The 16096-nt window shown below is 45.4% G+C and carries 19 protein-coding genes; 18 read left to right on the forward strand and 1 reads right to left on the reverse strand.

What is annotated here, in order from left to right; all coding sequences use genetic code 11:
* Positions 1–26: 26 nt before the first annotated feature.
* Complete coding sequence (gene dnaA / locus L4C34_RS16540; RefSeq protein ID WP_428790449.1) at positions 27–1418, reverse strand: chromosomal replication initiator protein DnaA; 1392 nt, start codon at positions 1416–1418, stop codon at positions 27–29.
* A 423-nt stretch (positions 1419–1841) separates the two neighbouring features.
* On the opposite strand from dnaA, the gene L4C34_RS16545 reads away from it, so the two are divergent.
* From L4C34_RS16545 to atpH, 18 genes are all read left to right on the forward strand, one after another.
* Entirely contained in the window at positions 1842–2591 is a 750-nt protein-coding gene (locus L4C34_RS16545) for an amino acid ABC transporter substrate-binding protein (protein ID WP_428790450.1), read from the forward strand.
* Positions 2592–2674: 83 nt separating this feature from the next.
* Positions 2675–3343, forward strand: coding sequence for an amino acid ABC transporter permease (locus L4C34_RS16550; RefSeq protein WP_428790451.1), 669 nt, complete (start codon positions 2675–2677; stop codon positions 3341–3343).
* Positions 3343–4083: an amino acid ABC transporter ATP-binding protein gene (locus L4C34_RS16555; protein WP_428790452.1), complete on the forward strand. Its 741-nt coding sequence runs from the start codon at positions 3343–3345 to the stop codon at positions 4081–4083. The genes L4C34_RS16550 and L4C34_RS16555 overlap by 1 nt, the downstream gene beginning before the upstream one ends.
* Positions 4084–4297: 214 nt before the next feature.
* On the forward strand, positions 4298–4432 hold the full coding sequence (gene rpmH, locus L4C34_RS16560; RefSeq protein WP_428790453.1) for a 50S ribosomal protein L34: 135 nt from the start codon (positions 4298–4300) through the stop codon (positions 4430–4432).
* A gap of 13 nt (positions 4433–4445) precedes the next feature.
* Entirely contained in the window at positions 4446–4802 is a 357-nt protein-coding gene (rnpA, locus tag L4C34_RS16565; protein WP_428790454.1) for a ribonuclease P protein component, read from the forward strand.
* A complete protein-coding gene (gene yidD / locus L4C34_RS16570; protein ID WP_428790455.1) occupies positions 4769–5026 on the forward strand; it encodes a membrane protein insertion efficiency factor YidD in 258 nt (85 codons plus the stop codon). The genes rnpA and yidD overlap by 34 nt, the downstream gene beginning before the upstream one ends.
* Before the next feature lie 2 nt (positions 5027–5028).
* Positions 5029–6678, forward strand: coding sequence for a membrane protein insertase YidC (gene yidC, locus L4C34_RS16575; RefSeq protein ID WP_428790456.1), 1650 nt, complete (start codon positions 5029–5031; stop codon positions 6676–6678).
* A 121-nt stretch (positions 6679–6799) separates the two neighbouring features.
* Positions 6800–8161, forward strand: coding sequence for a tRNA uridine-5-carboxymethylaminomethyl(34) synthesis GTPase MnmE (gene mnmE, locus L4C34_RS16580; RefSeq protein WP_428790457.1), 1362 nt, complete (start codon positions 6800–6802; stop codon positions 8159–8161).
* A 12-nt stretch (positions 8162–8173) separates the two neighbouring features.
* Positions 8174–8608, forward strand: coding sequence for an FMN-binding protein MioC (gene mioC, locus L4C34_RS16585; RefSeq protein ID WP_428790458.1), 435 nt, complete (start codon positions 8174–8176; stop codon positions 8606–8608).
* A gap of 421 nt (positions 8609–9029) precedes the next feature.
* Positions 9030–10925 carry a tRNA uridine-5-carboxymethylaminomethyl(34) synthesis enzyme MnmG gene (mnmG, locus tag L4C34_RS16590; RefSeq protein WP_428790459.1) on the forward strand — a complete coding sequence of 632 codons (1896 nt, stop codon included), beginning with the start codon at positions 9030–9032 and terminating at the stop codon, positions 10923–10925.
* Positions 10925–11557, forward strand: a complete 633-nt coding sequence (gene rsmG, locus L4C34_RS16595; RefSeq protein WP_428790460.1) for a 16S rRNA (guanine(527)-N(7))-methyltransferase RsmG — start codon at positions 10925–10927, stop codon at positions 11555–11557. The genes mnmG and rsmG overlap by 1 nt, the downstream gene beginning before the upstream one ends.
* A gap of 14 nt (positions 11558–11571) precedes the next feature.
* Positions 11572–12345, forward strand: coding sequence for a ParA family protein (locus tag L4C34_RS16600; protein ID WP_428790461.1), 774 nt, complete (start codon positions 11572–11574; stop codon positions 12343–12345).
* Between the two features lie 25 nt (positions 12346–12370).
* Positions 12371–13252: a ParB/RepB/Spo0J family partition protein gene (locus L4C34_RS16605; protein WP_428790462.1), complete on the forward strand. Its 882-nt coding sequence runs from the start codon at positions 12371–12373 to the stop codon at positions 13250–13252.
* Positions 13253–13457: 205 nt separating this feature from the next.
* Positions 13458–13847, forward strand: a complete 390-nt coding sequence (locus L4C34_RS16610) for a F0F1 ATP synthase subunit I (protein ID WP_428790463.1) — start codon at positions 13458–13460, stop codon at positions 13845–13847.
* An 8-nt stretch (positions 13848–13855) separates the two neighbouring features.
* Positions 13856–14677, forward strand: a complete 822-nt coding sequence (atpB, locus tag L4C34_RS16615; RefSeq protein ID WP_428790464.1) for a F0F1 ATP synthase subunit A — start codon at positions 13856–13858, stop codon at positions 14675–14677.
* Between the two features lie 59 nt (positions 14678–14736).
* Entirely contained in the window at positions 14737–14994 is a 258-nt protein-coding gene (atpE, locus tag L4C34_RS16620) for a F0F1 ATP synthase subunit C (RefSeq protein ID WP_428790465.1), read from the forward strand.
* Between the two features lie 70 nt (positions 14995–15064).
* Entirely contained in the window at positions 15065–15535 is a 471-nt protein-coding gene (gene atpF, locus L4C34_RS16625; RefSeq protein ID WP_428790466.1) for a F0F1 ATP synthase subunit B, read from the forward strand.
* 14 nt (positions 15536–15549) lie between these two features.
* Positions 15550–16083, forward strand: coding sequence for a F0F1 ATP synthase subunit delta (gene atpH, locus L4C34_RS16630; RefSeq protein ID WP_428790467.1), 534 nt, complete (start codon positions 15550–15552; stop codon positions 16081–16083).
* Positions 16084–16096: the final 13 nt, after the last annotated feature.

Consider the following 16096-nt stretch of genomic DNA (forward strand, 5'->3'; position numbering starts at 1 on the left):
CAATATTGGTGATGGGCTGGGTCTGGTTAAGACGAAAGTGTCCGAATCAAATTGGAATAATCTTCTTTGATGTCATGACTTTCTTCTTTGAGTTGCTCTATTTTACGGCAGGCATGCAGTACCGTAGTATGGTCTCGACCACCAAATGCGTCACCGATTTCTGGTAAGCTGTGGTTAGTCAATTCCTTCGATAGAGCCATCGCAAGCTGACGTGGACGCGCAACAGAGCGTGAGCGACGCTTCGACAACAAATCTGCCATCTTGATTTTATAATATTCAGCGACAGTTTTCTGAATATTATCAATCGTCACCAGTTTTTCTTGCAGGGCAAGCAAGTCTCGTAGTGCTTCGCGCACAAAATCTATCGTGATCGGTCGCCCAGTAAAATTGGCATTGGCAATCACACGATTCAATGCGCCTTCCAATTCACGCACATTTGAGCGTAAGCGCTTAGCAATAAAAAAGGCGACCTCATCAGCAAGGTTAATCTGGTGGTCTTCCGCTTTTTTCATCAAAATCGCCACTCGAGTTTCCAACTCAGGAGGCTCAATAGCGACAGTCAGCCCCCAGCCAAAGCGGGACTTTAATCGGTCTTCTACTCCGTTGATCTCTTTTGGATAGCGATCTGACGTTAGGATGATTTGCTGGTTGCCTTCGAGTAACGCATTAAAGGTATGGAAGAATTCTTCTTGAGAGCGTTCTTTGTTGGCAAAAAATTGAATATCATCGATAAGCAAGGCGTCTACACTGCGATAGTAACGTTTGAACTCTTCGATCGCATTATTTTGTAGCGCTTTCACCATATCTTGCACAAAACGTTCAGAGTGCATGTACACCACTTTGGCATTGGGCTTGTTTTCCACAATCGCATTGCCGACCGCATGCAACAAATGCGTTTTGCCTAGGCCAGTTCCACCGTAAAGAAACAAAGGGTTATAAGCGGCGCCAGGGTTGCCCGACACTTGTCGAGCCGCGGCCAAACCTAATTGGTTCGACTTACCTTCAACAAAATTGGTGAATTTGTGTTTTGGGTTCACATTCGAACGATGATTAATATTAGCGATCACACTCGCCTCATCGTCCCATGTTTTTTGTAACTGAGCCGGTGCGGATGATTCTGCCGCCAAATCTGCTTTGGTTCTCGTAGGGGCTGCAGGTTTAGGCACACTAATCTTCCGGCTGCCAACTTCAAAACGTAGGTTGGGAATATCATTACCACAGTACTCTTGTAGTAATCGATTAATACTGTTGATGTATTTATCACGAACCCAATCAAGCACGAAACGGTTAGGTGCAAATAACGTCAGTGTATTGTCATTAATCTCCGCTTGTAACGGACGAAGCCACATACTGAATTCTGTAGCTGGTAGCTCTTCTTGAAGTTGTTGCAAACATTGCAACCAAAGCGAAGATGACACGGTGACCCCACGAGAAAAAATGATCAGGAAAGACAGACAATTTTACCTGTTGATAAACAAGATCGCCAGCAAATGATCGGTCCAGCGGTGAATAAGATCTAACTTATTCACAATTTTTACGGGTATTTTGCTAGATCCCCACAATTCACCCCGAGTTTACTCACATATTGATCCACAGTTAGACTGATTAATCGGTGGATCGCCTGATCGTACTATTGGTGATAACTGTGTGGATGACTGATATCTCTAAACGGATCTTCTGTGCATATCTCGTACTTATTTGTCGTTAGCGCGAACGAAAATGAACTACCCTTTCATTCAGAGTCCTTATTCTTTCTTGCTCTACAATATACCTCTTGATTATTTATCCTGTGAGTCAAGATAAATGTAGTATCAACTGCTCACGTTTTGAGGAGTAATAATATGAAACACTGGCTACGAACTATCATAGCGGTAATAGCACTGTCTACCGCTACCGCGCAGGCCGCGACTGAGGTCAAAGTTGGCATGTCGGGTCGTTACTTCCCATTTACCTTTGTTAAGCAAGATAAACTGCAAGGCTTTGAGGTAGATGTCTGGAATGAAATAGGAAAACGCAACGACTATAACGTCAAGTTCGTGACTGCCAGCTTCTCAGGCTTATTCGGTCTGCTTGAGTCTGGGCACATTGACACGATTTCCAATCAGATCAGCGTGACGCCCGCTCGTAAAGCGAAGTATTTATTTTCAGACCCTTACGTTATCGATGGCGCACAAATTGCGGTAAAAAAAGGCAACGACCAAATCACCGGATTGTCATCACTGGCCGGTAAAACTGTGGCGGTTAACTTAGGGTCCAACTTTGAACAACTGCTTAAACAACATGATAAAGACGGCAAAATTAATATTAAGACCTACGACACAGGTATCGAGCAAGATGTGTTATTGGGCCGCGCTGATGCCTTTGTCATGGATCGCTTATCTGTGGTGCAGCTGATCAAAAAAACCGGTTTACCCTTCCAGCTCGCGGGCAAGCCATTTGCCACCATTGAAAATGCTTGGCCATTTGTTGATAACAAAAAAGGCAAAATGCTGCGTGACCAAGTCAACCAAGCAATTAAAGCCATGCGAGATGATGGTACGCTGGCGAAAATTTCAACCAAATGGTTTGGCGCCGACATTACCAAAGAATAGCTAGCTCGTGTTCATCCGGCACAACACCAAGTTGTGCCGTTATCTGGCCAGCGGATCACCAATTGTTCACCTTAGGTTAAATTATGGGATTTGATTTTAATTATATGCTGGGGCTGATGCCCATCTTGCTAAAATACCTACATATCACACTAGAAATGGCAACATTAGGGCTAGTATTTTCGCTTATTTTATCGGTATTAGTGGCCAATATTCGCGTATTTAAGATCCCAGTGTTAGATCAGCTTAGCCAGCTTTACATCAGCTTCTTCCGGGGCACACCGCTGCTGGTGCAATTGTTCTTATTCTATTATGGCTTGCCTCAGATCATGCCAGCCTTCGTCGGCCTTGATGCGTTTACCGCCGCTGTGATTGGCTTAACCTTGCACTTTGCGGCCTACATGGCCGAATCTATCCGAGCGGCGATTATCGGGGTCGACAAATCGCAAATGGAAGCAAGTTTATCCGTCGGGATGACCACCTCACAAGCAATGAGACGCGTCATTTTGCCGCAAGCGACTCGGATTGCGTTTCCGTCTTTGATGAACTACTACATCGATATGATCAAATCGACCTCACTCGCCTTTACCTTAGGTGTGGCTGAGATGATGGCCAAAGCACAAATGGAAGCCTCGTCCAGTTTTCGATTTTTTGAGTCCTTCTTAGCGGTCGCTTTAATTTATTGGGCCGTGGTACTGGTATTAACACGCATCCAAAGCTGGGCAGAGAAACAACTCAATAAGGCGTACGTATAATGATTGAATTAGCCAATATCCATAAATCATTTTCGGGTAACGAAGTGCTCAAAGGTATCGATTTAACGATAGAAAAAGGCGAAATAGTCGTCATTATTGGTTCCAGTGGTACGGGTAAATCGACGTTACTACGCTGCGTCAACTTTCTTGAAAAAGCCGAACAAGGCAAGATAAAAATAGATGATGTTCAGGTAGATGTTAGTGACGCCAGCAAGTCCTCGGTGCAAAAATTACGGCAAAAAACCGGCTTTGTGTTTCAAAATTACGCCTTATTTGCCCACATGACAGCCAAGCAAAATATCGCTGAAGGGTTAGTGACCGTACGCGGTTGGAAACGCCCAGACGCACATCAACGCGCTCAGCAGATCCTCGATGAAATAGGGTTAGGCGACAAAGCAGATAGCTATCCTTCCTCTTTATCGGGCGGTCAACAACAGCGAGTGGGTATTGGCCGCGCCATGGCACTACAACCTGAGCTGCTATTATTCGATGAGCCAACCTCAGCGCTCGATCCTGAGTGGGTTGGGGAAGTCTTAGCTCTGATGAAATCCTTAGCATCGCAACACCAGACCATGCTCGTGGTTACCCATGAAATGCAGTTTGCTAGAGAGGTCGCCGATAGAGTGATCTTTATGGCCGATGGCCACATTGTCGAGCAAGGTCATCCACAGGATATCTTTGCTCACCCACAGGATGATCGCTTAAAGAAATTTTTAAGCAAAGTAGGTATCAACCAATGATCAAAGATCTTTACGTAAAGATCCTTGAGATTTTGTAGATACCTCGTATAATCGCTCGGCTGGAATTTGGGCATTGACACTTTTAGTCTCAGTGATTACAATTCCGCCTCTTTTGTTGAGAGGCGTCGGTTATCCATCTTTTAACTAAAAGATAAATTATGCCCACGCCGGGTTAACGAAGAACCTAAAACTACTGATCAGTAAGGTAACAATCATGAAACGCACTTTTCAACCTACAGTTCTAAAGCGCAAGCGTACACACGGTTTCCGTGCACGCATGGCTACTAAGAACGGCCGTAAGACTATTAATGCACGCCGTGCAAAAGGCCGTGCGCGCCTTTCAAAATAATCGTTAGTTTATTTTGAAAACCTACGCGTTCAATCGGGAGTTACGTTTGTTAACTCCCGAGCATTATCAAACCGTCTTCCAGCAAGCTCACCGAGCTGGCTCCCCTCATTTCACAATCATTGCTCGCGACAACACACTATCTCACCCGAGATTAGGGTTAGCCGTACCTAAAAAGCAGATTAAAACTGCCGTTGGTCGAAATCGATTTAAACGCCTCGCTCGCGAAAGCTTTCGCAACAAACAACATAATCTACCAAACAAAGATTTTGTCGTCATTGCAAAAAAAAGTGCGCAAGGTTTAAGCAATGAAGAAATGTTTACGTTGTTTGATAAATTATGGCATCGCCTGTCTCGCCCTTCGCGCGCCTAGCCATCGGGCTGGTCTATCTTTATCGATGGATCATTAGTCCTTTTATTGGCCCACGCTGCCGATTTACTCCAACCTGTTCTCGATACGCCATTGATGCGTTGAAAGCTCACGGTTTTGTAAAAGGGTGTTGGTTATCAGGTAAACGTCTATTAAAATGCCACCCTTTGAATGAGGGAGGATTTGACCCTGTCCCTCCTACCCAAAAACAAGACCGAGATAAATAACAATGGATTCTCAACGTAATTTCCTGTTAATCGCCTTGGCTGTGATTTCTTTTCTGCTCTATAACAAGTGGCATGAAACGAAAAACCCAGTTCCTAGCACGCCAGCGGTAACACAAACGCAAAACACCCTTCCGGGCACTTCTACGAGCAACACAGGTCTAGACCCTGTTCCAGCTCAACAAACTGTCACGTCGACGGGTAAAACCATTCAAGTTAAAACTGACGTACTAACACTGACTATCGACACGGTAGGCGGTGATGTATTAGATGCAGACTTGAACAAATACCCTGCTACGTTGAAATCCGCAACACCATTCGCACTGCTTGACGATCAAGCCGGTAAGCAATTTATTGCTCAAAGTGGTTTGGTTGGCCCTCAAGGCGTTGATTTAAAAACCAGCGAGCGTCCTCATTATAAAGTCGCCACCGACAGCTTTACTATGGCCAAAGGCCAGAATGAGCTGCGTGTACCTATGACCTACACGGCCAATGGTATTACTTACACTAAAACTTATGTATTGAAACGCGGCAGCTACGCAGTCAATGTCGAATACGATGTGGCCAATAACTCTGGCAGCAACGCGACGGTTGGTATGTATGCTCACCTACGCCAAAACATGGCCAATGCAGAAGCGAGCAGCAGCTTTACTTCACACTCTTACCACGGTGCCGCGTACTCTACTGCCGACACTCGTTATAAGAAGTACAGCTTTAAAGACATGAAAGAAAGCAACCTGTCTATTGATCTGAAAAACGGTCAAGGTTGGGTGGCAATGATTCAGCACTACTTTGCTGCGGCATGGGTGCCTCGCGATGCAAGCAATACAGACATCTACAGCCGTACTGTCGGTAACTACGCTGACATCGGTGTTCGTCTACCAAACAAGACTATCGGCACTGGCCAACAAGCGAAATTCGATGCCACTCTATGGGTTGGTCCGAAACTGCAAAACCAAATGGCAGCGGTTGCACCTCACCTAGATCTAGTTGTTGACTATGGCTGGTTATGGTTTATTGCTAAGCCACTGCATTCTCTATTGTCTTGGATTCATGGTTTTGTTGGCAACTGGGGTCTGGCCATCATCATCCTAACGTTCGTCGTACGTGGTGCTATGTACCCGCTGACTAAAGCGCAGTACACCTCAATGGCGAAAATGCGTATGCTGCAACCTAAGTTGCAAGCGATGAAAGAACGTATCGGTGACGATCGTCAGCGCATGAGCCAAGAAATGATGGCGCTGTATAAGACAGAGAAAGTAAACCCACTCGGTGGTTGCTTCCCTCTTGTTCTACAGATGCCTATTTTCCTTGCACTATATTGGGCACTCGGTGAATCAGTAGAATTGCGTCACGCGCCTTTCTTCGGTTGGATTCACGATCTTTCAGCGGCTGACCCATACTACGTACTCCCTGTATTGATGGGTATCAGTATGTTCTTCATCCAGAAGATGAGCCCAACAACTGTAACCGATCCGATGCAGCAGAAGATCATGATGTTTATGCCTGTTGGCTTTACTGTCTTCTTCTTCTTCTTCCCATCAGGCCTAGTTATCTACTGGTTGGTGTCGAACATTGTGACGCTAATTCAGCAGAACTTGATTTACCGTGGTCTGGAAAAGAAAGGCTTGCACAGTAAGAAAGCCAAAAGCTAATCACTGACTCTCGATATGAAGGCGACCTTTTGGTCGCCTTTTTCGTTTTAGCTGATTACAATTCAACTAATTCATTATGTTCAGAGGCCAGTATTTGGCCGCTGTTTATTAGGCAATAATTATGACGACAGAAACGATAGTTGCTCAAGCAACAGCAACGGGCAGAGGCGGTGTTGGCATCATCCGCGTCTCAGGGCCTAAAGCTCAGCACGTAGCCCAGGAATTGACGGGCAGCTCCCTCAAGCCACGCTACGCAAAATACCTTGCTTTCCTAGACCAAAATGGCAGTACGATCGATCAAGGTATCGCGCTGTATTTCCCTAACCCACATTCTTTCACCGGTGAAGACGTGCTGGAGCTGCAAGGCCATGGCGGCCCAGTCGTCATGGACATGCTTATCAAGCGCATCCTAAGCCTGCCAGGCATTCGTGCAGCCCGTCCAGGAGAGTTCTCTGAACGTGCGTTTCTCAACGATAAGATGGATTTAACCCAAGCGGAAGCCATTGCCGATCTCATTGATGCCAGCTCTGAAGAAGCGGCCAAATCAGCACTGCACTCCATGCAAGGAGAATTTTCCAAACGCATCCATACTTTGGTTGAATCACTCATTCACCTAAGGATTTACGTTGAAGCCGCGATTGATTTCCCAGAAGAAGAAATCGACTTCCTCGCCGATGGTAAAGTCGCTGGCGACCTACAAAGCATCATTGATAATCTCGCGGCGGTGCGCAAAGAAGCTAACCAAGGCGCGATTATGCGCGAAGGAATGAAAGTGGTGATTGCTGGCAGGCCAAATGCAGGCAAATCCAGCTTGCTGAACGCGCTGTCCGGCAAAGAGTCTGCGATTGTGACTGAGATTGCTGGTACCACCCGAGATGTCCTCAGAGAGCATATCCACATTGATGGCATGCCGCTGCATATCATCGATACCGCAGGGCTGCGTGACGCGTCGGATACCGTCGAGAAGATTGGTATCGAACGCGCATGGGAAGAAATTGAACAAGCCGACCGAGTGCTGTTTATGGTCGATGGCACCACCACAGAAGCAACCGACCCGAAAGAGATATGGCCAGACTTCATCGATAGACTGCCGGCACATGTCGGCATTACTGTCGTACGTAATAAAGCCGATCAAACCGGAGAAAGCCTAGGTATCTGCCACGTTAACGACCCTACCTTGATTCGTCTGTCAGCGAAAACTGGCGAGGGGGTGGATTCGCTACGCAGCCACCTAAAAGAGTGCATGGGCTTTGCAGGTGGACATGAAGGTAGCTTTATGGCTCGCCGCCGCCACCTTGATGCCCTCGAGCGTGCCGCGCAACATCTTGAGATTGGCCAACAACAGTTAGAAGGCTACATGGCAGGGGAAATCCTAGCGGAAGAGCTGAGAATAACCCAACAGCAGCTCAATGAAATCACCGGAGAGTTTAGTTCCGATGATCTGCTTGGCCGTATATTCTCATCTTTTTGTATTGGTAAATAACGGAGACATAGCATGATCCATCTCATTATTGGCAGTACGCTGGGCAGCGCAGAATATGTCGCCGATCATTTAAGTGAGTTGCTAGAGCAACACGATAAAGCCAATGAAATTCACAATACCCCACATCTTGATGCCATCCCTGTGCAAGATACTTGGTTAGTGATCACTTCCACTCATGGCGCTGGGGAATTTCCAGATAATATCCAACCTTTCATCGCCGCACTGCAAGAAAAAATGCCTGATCTTAGTCAGGTTCGATTTGCGGTGGTTGCCATCGGCGATCGCAGCTATGACACATTTTGCCAAGCAGGCCAAGATGCCTTTCAGCTGCTTAAAAAGTTGGGCGCGAAGGCCATTTGCGAGTGTCTAACCATCGACGTTCTCACCGATCCGGTACCAGAAGACGTGGCTGAAGAATGGCTGGATAAGCACATCCAAGACCTATAAAAGACAAATCTCACTGACAAAAAGCGACTGAATGGTCGCTTTTTTATCGCCATGCCTGTGGATAACTATAGATCTAATCAGTGATCAACCTATAGTTATCCAATTAATAACTTTGCGCTGTCAATTGGCCTGTGTATAACATGCCATTTTGATCCCAGCTAATCCTCGTGTTGATCAGATCAAAAACACAAAAAACGATCCTCCCAAACACCATGATCTTGTTGATCATTTATCGCTTATCCACAGATATGGTGGATCCTAATAATAGATCTAGTAAAAAGATCTATATAGATCTATCAAAGTAACCATATTCTTTTAGGATCTCGAAAAAAACACGAAAGCGATTTTCACTACTCAAGAAAGAAGGTAGAATACGCGTCCTTTTTGTCCGTTCATTGTTCAATTTTTATTGAGGTCATCCATGCTTTATCACGAAAAATTTGACGTCATTGTTGTTGGTGGGGGTCATGCTGGAACGGAAGCAGCATTAGCATCAGCCCGTACTGGCCAGAAAACTCTTCTGCTCACACACAACATTGATACCTTGGGCCAAATGTCCTGCAACCCTGCGATTGGTGGGATTGGCAAGGGTCACTTAGTCAAAGAAGTGGATGCAATGGGCGGCATAATGGCCAATGCCATTGATCACGCAGGAATTCAGTTTCGAACTCTCAACGCATCGAAAGGGCCAGCGGTTCGTGCCACACGCGCACAAGCCGATCGTGCCTTGTACAAAACTTATATTCGAACTGCGTTGGAAAATACTGAAAACTTAACCTTGTTCCAGCAATCAGTGGACGATCTGATCGTGGAACAAGATCGCGTACTCGGTGTGATCACTCAAATGGGCCTCAAATTTTACGCTCAAGCGGTTGTACTCACCGTTGGAACCTTCCTTGGTGGAAAGATCCATATTGGTATGGAAAGCTTCTCAGGAGGCCGCGCAGGCGATCCTCCTGCTTTGGCTCTCGCCGCTCGATTGCGCGAGTTACCATTTCGAGTTGATCGACTTAAAACCGGTACCCCGCCTCGTATTGATGCGCGCAGTATCGATTTCTCAGTCATGGAAGTTCAGCATGGTGACAATCCAGCACCTGTATTTTCATTTATGGGCAATCGTCAGCAGCACCCACGTCAAATCCCTTGCTTCATAACTCACACCAATGAGCAAACGCACGATGTCATTCGTCGCAACCTAGATCGCAGCCCAATGTATGCTGGGGTTATTGAAGGTATTGGTCCACGTTATTGTCCGTCAATCGAAGACAAGGTTATGCGATTTGCTGATAAGAACAGTCATCAGATTTTTGTCGAGCCAGAAGGGTTGACGACTCATGAGCTGTATCCAAATGGTATTTCCACCAGCTTGCCATTTGATGTGCAGGTACAAATTGTTCAGTCGATGAAAGGGTTTGAGAATGCACATATTGTCCGACCAGGCTATGCGATCGAGTATGACTTTTTTGATCCTCGGGATCTGAAACAAACTTACGAAACCAAATTTATTAACGGCCTGTTCTTTGCTGGACAAATCAATGGCACAACGGGTTATGAAGAAGCGGCAGCGCAAGGCTTGATGGCAGGCCTCAATGCCAGTCTATACAGTCAAGAGAAAGAAGGCTGGAGCCCGCGTCGCGATCAAGCGTATATGGGTGTCTTGATTGATGATTTGTCGACAATGGGAACCAAAGAACCTTACCGCATGTTTACTTCGCGCGCGGAATATCGCTTGTTGCTACGTGAAGACAACGCAGATTTACGTTTAACTGAAAAAGCGCGTGAGTTGGGGCTCGTGGATGATAAGCGTTGGGTAAGATTCAACGAGAAAGTTGAGCATATGGCTCAAGAGCGTACTCGTTTACAGCAAACGTGGATTAATCCTAAGTCTGAAGGTGTTGAGCAATTAAATGCGGTGCTGAAAACGCCGATTGCTCGAGAAGCTAGCGGTGAAGATTTATTACGTAGGCCTGAGATGACTTACTCAGAATTAACGAAACTCAGCCATTTTGGTCCGGTATTAGACGATCTACAAGCGGCAGAACAAGTTGAAATTCAAGTGAAATATGATGGATATATTCAGCGCCAGCAAGATGAAATTGAAAAATCGCTACGCCACGAGAATACACAACTGCCTTACGATTTGAATTATTCAGATATAAAGGGCTTGTCGAATGAAGTGATTGCGAAGCTGAGCAACGCTAAACCAGAATCTATTGGTATTGCATCACGTATTTCAGGTATTACACCAGCTGCAATCTCTATCTTACTTGTTTATTTGAAAAAACACGGCATGCTTAAAAAAGGTGAAGTCGCATAATGGAATTATTAACCGCAAAGTTAGATGAGTTGCTGGTTCTCGCGGACCTAACTCTCCCTGTTGAGCAAAAAGAGAAGCTGGTAAAGTTTGTTCTTTTGCTGGATAAGTGGAATAAAGCGTATAATTTAACCTCAGTTCGTGATCCCATGGATATGCTAGTTAAGCATATTCTTGATAGCATCATCGTAGGCCAGCATTTGCAAGGTCAGCGATTTATCGATGTCGGCACGGGACCGGGGTTGCCAGGTATTCCATTAGCGATCACTAACCCAGATCAGCAGTTTTACTTGTTAGACAGTTTAGGAAAGCGAATTCGTTTTATTAAACAAGTGGTACACGAACTTGGTTTAACCAACGTTACCCCAGTGCAAGCCCGTGTTGAAGAATTTCAACCGGAAGAAAAGTTTGATGGTGTGCTCAGCCGCGCGTTTGCGTCAATGTCTGATATGCTTGAGTGGTGTCATCACTTACCTCATGCTGAGAACGGCCAGTTTTATGCCCTGAAGGGGCAGTTATTGCAAGATGAACTCGATCAATTGCCGAGCTGGAGCTCTGTGAATCGTATTGAAGCTTTGCAGGTACCTCAGTTGGAGGGAGAGCGACATCTTGTCATCTTATCGCGAAAGGGATAAAAGCGAGGAATGCTGTGGGAAGAATCGTAGCCATTGCCAACCAGAAAGGTGGCGTAGGAAAGACAACAACTTGCATTAATCTTGCCGCCTCGATGGCGGCAACCAAACGCAAAATCTTGGTAATAGATCTCGACCCTCAAGGCAATGCAACAATGGCAAGTGGGGTCGATAAATATCAGGTTGAGGCCACGGCCTACGATTTATTAGTCGAAGATACCCCTTTTGCCGATGTGGTTTGCCGTCAAACCTCTGGCCATTACGATTTAATCGCCGCCAATGGTGATGTCACTGCCGCTGAAATTAAGTTGATGGAAGTCTTTGCTCGTGAAGTCCGTCTAAAAAATGCGTTATCCCCAGTTAAAGATGAATATGACTTTATCTTTATCGATTGCCCCCCTTCCTTAAACCTTCTTACTATTAATGCCATGGCGGCAGCAGACTCAGTGCTGGTACCGATGCAATGCGAGTACTTTGCCCTTGAAGGCTTAACTGCTTTAATGGATACCATCAGTAAATTGGCCGCCGTTGTGAATGAGAACCTCAAAATAGAAGGTTTACTCAGAACCATGTTTGATCCACGTAATCGCCTGTCTAACGAAGTCTCTGACCAGTTGAAAAAGCATTTTGGCAGTAAGGTCTATCGTACGGTAATCCCGCGTAATGTTCGCTTAGCGGAAGCCCCGAGCCATGGGAAGCCAGCCATGTATTACGACAAATATTCCGCAGGCTCGAAGGCTTATTTAGCCTTGGCGGGAGAAATGCTGCGCCGAGAAGAAATACCCGTTTAACTTGTTGACCAAAAGGAATAATTGAATGTCGAAACGAGGTTTAGGCAAAGGGCTTGACGCCTTGTTGGCAACCAGTTCGTTAGCGCGAGAAAAGCAGCAGGTGGCGTCCCAGAGCCAAGCGTTATCATCAGATGGCGAATTAATCGAGCTTTCTATCGGCCAGTTGCGTCCAGGGGTATACCAACCACGCAAAGATATGTCGGCGGATGCGCTTCACGAACTCTCAGCATCAATCCAATCGCAAGGTATCATTCAGCCTATTGTTGTTCGCCAATTAGAAGACGGTCATTATGAGATCATCGCCGGAGAGCGGCGCTGGCGAGCCGCTCGACATGCTGGATTAAAGCAGGTGCCATGTTTAGTGAAAAACGTGACCGATCGCGCGGCCGTGGCAATCGCATTGATTGAAAATATCCAACGTGAAGACTTGAATGTGATAGAAGAATCTCAGGCCTTAGAACGATTGCAAAATGAATTTTCGCTCACTCACCAGCAAGTCGCCGATGCGATTGGTAAGTCGAGAACAACTGTCACTAATTTACTGAGACTGAATCAATTGCAAGAGCTCGTCAAAGATCTATTGGTCGAAAAAAAATTGGAAATGGGCCACGCACGAGCGCTGCTTATGCTCAACGACGAGCAGCAGCAAGAGGTTGCAGAGCAAGTGGCAAGTAAACATTTGACTGTGCGTCAAACCGAACGTTTGGTAAAAAAATGCTTGTCCCCGCAAACTGAAGAAAAAAAAGGGATTCAAGACCAAGAAACACATCAAATGTCGGAGAGTTTAGCCAAGTTATTGGGAGTTAAAGTGTCAATTGTCCGTACCAGTAAAGGTGGAACTAAAATGACGCTTAATGTTGATGAACCTCACAAGTTTGAAGAGATACTTGCTCGTTTACAAGGTTAATCCAGCAAATTGATTTGCGTTAATTATAGGTAAACACTGGGATTTACCGCGATTTTGTCAGACTGCGAACAAACTTGTCATTTTGTGCATTATTTTCGTTGCATTCAGCATATCTCGCCGTATAATTTCCGCGAACTTCTCAGCATTTTAAGAAAATTAGTTTTCATCGTTGAGAATTAGAAATTAGATGTAGAGGAAAGAATACATGGTAGCGGCATTAGCGAGACCAGGGCGAGAGCTTGCAAAGCAATTGTTGATGATCGAGTTCGGTGCGGTTATTTTTGTGGCAGCAGGAACAGCGATTGCGGTAAATGCTGAATGGGGACTTTCTGCGCTGGTCGGGGGTGGCATTTTTGTCATTGCTAACACAGTGTTTGCAATTTTTGCTTTTATGTTCAGTGGGGCCCGCGCAGCAAAGCGTGTCGCCGCGTCTTTCTATACTGGCGAAACGTTGAAAATCCTTATTACAGTCGTGCTTTTTTATGTTGCCTACATGTATATGAAGGTGGACTTGCTTCCCCTTAAATTAACCTATTTGCTGGCTCTTGGGATTAATCTCTGTGCGCCAGTATTATTCGTTAACAAAAAAAAATAGGATGAGTTATGGCTGCGCAAAGTGAAGCGCTAACGTCGTCCGGATACATTGAGCACCACCTTACTAACCTAACGTTTTCTTTGCAAAACTTCGCTTTGGTTAGTGGGAAGGATGCTAGTTTCTGGAACGTGCATGTTGATAGTCTGTTCTTTTCTGCGTTAACAGGAATAATATTCTTATGGATATTTCGTTCTGTAGCAAAGAAAGCGACAGCAGGTGTGCCGGGTAAGCTTCAGTGTGCTGTAGAAATGATTGTTGAATTTGTCGCAGAAAACGTCAAAGACACCTTTCATGGACGCAACCCACTAATTGCACCTCTAGCACTAACGATCTTTTGTTGGGTATTTATAATGAACTTGATGGATTTAGTTCCTGTCGATTTCATACCATACTCAGCACAGCATTGGCTTGGTATCCCTTACTTAAAGGTGGTTCCGTCTGCTGATGTGAATATCACTATGGCAATGGCTCTAGGTGTATTTGCTCTGATGATTTACTACAGCATCAAAGTTAAAGGCCTAGGTGGATTCGCCAAAGAATTGGCATTACATCCGTTTAATCACTGGTCTATGATTCCGTTTAACCTGCTTATTGAAGTGGTATCGCTACTCGCGAAGCCTCTATCTTTGGGTATGCGTCTATTCGGTAACATGTTCGCGGGTGAGGTTGTATTCATTCTTTGTGCGGCAATGCTGCCATGGTATTTACAATGGATGGGCTCGTTACCTTGGGCAATATTCCATATTTTGGTCATCACGATCCAATCGTTCGTGTTCATGATGTTGACAATAGTTTACTTGTCGATGGCTCATGAAGACCCTGATCATTGATCAAATCAAGTTTTTTAATTAATAAATTTAGCCAACAACTATAAAATTTGGAGATAGTAATGGAAACTTTACTGAGCTTTTCTGCAATCGCGGTAGGTATTATCGTCGGTCTTGCTTCTCTTGGTACTGCGATTGGTTTCGCACTTCTAGGTGGTAAATTCCTTGAAGCGGCTGCTCGTCAACCAGAAATGGCACCTATGCTGCAAGTTAAAATGTTCATCATTGCAGGTCTGCTTGATGCGGTTCCAATGATCGGTATCGTAATCGCTCTTCTATTCACATTCGCAAACCCTTTTGTTGCTCAACTAGGCGGCTAATCTTTCACTGGAGGCAGCCTTTGGTTGCCACTGATTAGCACTATGTCCATTTAAAGGGAAGGGTAGCATTGTGAATATGAACTTCACTCTGATAGGTCAAGCTATCGCATTTGCTATGTTTGTTGCGTTCTGCATGAAATATGTATGGCCACCAATCATGGATGCGATCGAAGAGCGTCAGAAAAAAATTGCTGACGGTCTAGTAGCGGCAGAACGCGCTGCAAAAGACCTTGATTTAGCGCAAGCTAACGCTTCTGATCAATTGAAGGAAGCGAAACGCACGGCAACAGAAGTTATCGATCAAGCGAATAAACGTAAAGCACAAATTTTAGATGAAGCTCGTACTGAAGCTCAGGAAGAACGTAAACATATCCTGACTCAAGCCGAAGCTGAAATTGAAGCTGAGCGTAACCGCGCACGCGATGACTTGCGTAAACAAGTTGCTGCTCTGGCAATCGCTGGTGCAGAGAAGATCCTAGAGCGTTCAGTCGATGCCGACACGCACAAAGATATTCTTGAAAACATTACTGCAAAACTTTAATTAAGGGGGCGAACATGTCTGATTTGACTACAATAGCGCGCCCTTATGCTAAAGCAGCGTTTGAATTTGCGGTGGACAAAAAACAGCTAGACCAATGGGGTCAAATGCTGGCTTTTGCTGCCGAAGTGGTAAACAACGAACAAGTTCATGAGCTATTAACTAGCTCGGCTTCTGCAGAGAAGCTTGCTGAAATTGTTATTGCTGTTTGCGGCGAACAGTTTGATGCTTATGGTCAGAACCTGATAAAGGTAATGGCTGCTAATGGACGTCTATTGGCGCTTCCAAAAGTGAATGAGGCGTTTCACGATCTTAAACGAGATTATGAGCGTCGAGTAGAAGTTGAAGTTATTTCAGCGACTGCTCTAACTCAGGAACAATTAGCAGAAATGAGCAGCAAGCTGGAACTGCGCCTTGAGCGCAAAGTTCAGCTGAATTGCAGTATAGATGAGGCCCTAATTGCAGGGGTTATAATTCGAGCCGGAGACATGGTCATCGACAACTCAGCTCGCGGTCGCTTAAACCGCTTGAGCGATGAATTAATGTCTTAATGGGGATTGGAAG

The sequence above is a fragment of the Vibrio profundum genome, assembly GCF_050337555.1.
In the GTDB taxonomy this organism is placed as follows: Bacteria; Pseudomonadota; Gammaproteobacteria; order Enterobacterales; family Vibrionaceae; genus Vibrio; species Vibrio profundum.

Bases quoted from the DNA above. Each gene is read 5' to 3' on its own strand.
- L4C34_RS16545 (WP_428790450.1), top strand. From the start codon at position 1,842: ATGAAACACTGGCTACGAACTATCATAGCGGTAATAGCACTGTCTACC.
- L4C34_RS16550 (WP_428790451.1), top strand. From the start codon at position 2,675: ATGGGATTTGATTTTAATTATATGCTGGGGCTGATGCCCATCTTGCTA.
- L4C34_RS16555 (WP_428790452.1), top strand. From the start codon at position 3,343: ATGATTGAATTAGCCAATATCCATAAATCATTTTCGGGTAACGAAGTG.
- rpmH (WP_428790453.1), top strand. From the start codon at position 4,298: ATGAAACGCACTTTTCAACCTACAGTTCTAAAGCGCAAGCGTACACAC.
- yidD (WP_428790455.1), top strand. From the start codon at position 4,769: ATGGCATCGCCTGTCTCGCCCTTCGCGCGCCTAGCCATCGGGCTGGTC.
- yidC (WP_428790456.1), top strand. From the start codon at position 5,029: ATGGATTCTCAACGTAATTTCCTGTTAATCGCCTTGGCTGTGATTTCT.
- mnmE (WP_428790457.1), top strand. From the start codon at position 6,800: ATGACGACAGAAACGATAGTTGCTCAAGCAACAGCAACGGGCAGAGGC.
- mioC (WP_428790458.1), top strand. From the start codon at position 8,174: ATGATCCATCTCATTATTGGCAGTACGCTGGGCAGCGCAGAATATGTC.
- mnmG (WP_428790459.1), top strand. From the start codon at position 9,030: ATGCTTTATCACGAAAAATTTGACGTCATTGTTGTTGGTGGGGGTCAT.
- rsmG (WP_428790460.1), top strand. From the start codon at position 10,925: ATGGAATTATTAACCGCAAAGTTAGATGAGTTGCTGGTTCTCGCGGAC.
- L4C34_RS16605 (WP_428790462.1), top strand. From the start codon at position 12,371: ATGTCGAAACGAGGTTTAGGCAAAGGGCTTGACGCCTTGTTGGCAACC.
- L4C34_RS16610 (WP_428790463.1), top strand. From the start codon at position 13,458: ATGGTAGCGGCATTAGCGAGACCAGGGCGAGAGCTTGCAAAGCAATTG.
- atpB (WP_428790464.1), top strand. From the start codon at position 13,856: ATGGCTGCGCAAAGTGAAGCGCTAACGTCGTCCGGATACATTGAGCAC.
- atpE (WP_428790465.1), top strand. From the start codon at position 14,737: ATGGAAACTTTACTGAGCTTTTCTGCAATCGCGGTAGGTATTATCGTC.
- atpH (WP_428790467.1), top strand. From the start codon at position 15,550: ATGTCTGATTTGACTACAATAGCGCGCCCTTATGCTAAAGCAGCGTTT.